The organism is Vibrio sp. 1288 (genome assembly GCF_033344475.1).
The window spans coordinates 1-689 of record NZ_JAWPOX010000546.1; the positions used below are offsets into that span (position 1 = coordinate 1).

Below are 689 nucleotides of genomic sequence, written 5' to 3' on the forward strand. Positions count from 1 at the left end.
TTCCTGCGGTCGCACAAGATGCACGTGCATTTTTACGTGCAGAAGCAGGTACTCAACCGGAAGTTGACCGTGCGCGTTCTTATCCCCTGATTAAGGAGGCGTTGGCGCAACACAGCCACAAATGCGTCATCATTACCGGATTTATGGCGCAAAATGAGGCAGGAGAAACCGTGCTGTTGGGGCGGAATGGCTCGGATTATTCCGCAACCGTAATCGGTGCTTTGGCGGAAGTGACAACCGTAACCATTTGGAGTGATGTTGCTGGTGTTTACAGTGCGGATCCTCGTTTGGTGTCGGACGCATGTCTGTTGCCTTTACTGCGCTTAGACGAAGCGAGTGAACTGGCCCGCCTTGCAGCGCCGGTCTTGCATAGCCGTACGTTACAACCTGTCGCGCAAAGCACGATGGACTTAAGCCTCAAGTGCAGCTATCAACCTGAATCGGGTTCAACGCGTATTGAGCGTGTACTTGCTTCTGGGCGTGGAGCGAAAATCATCACTTCTTTGGATGAGGTATTGTTGATTCAATTGTCCTTTAGACATGGTCATGACTTCAACAAAACCCAAAGTGATGTTTTAAAGTCTCTTCAACGTGCGCAACTCGAGCCACTCTCTTACGAAGCCCAAGCCGATCAGCAAAAATTACGCTTAGCGTACACCGCAGAGATTGCGACAGGTGCGCTGAAGTAT

The 689-nt window shown here is 50.7% G+C and carries 1 pseudogene; it reads left to right on the forward strand.

Going from position 1 to position 689, the window contains the following annotated elements:
• Nucleotides 1–689, forward strand: a pseudogene (gene metL / locus R8O11_RS27940) (bifunctional aspartate kinase/homoserine dehydrogenase II); the annotation flags it as partial.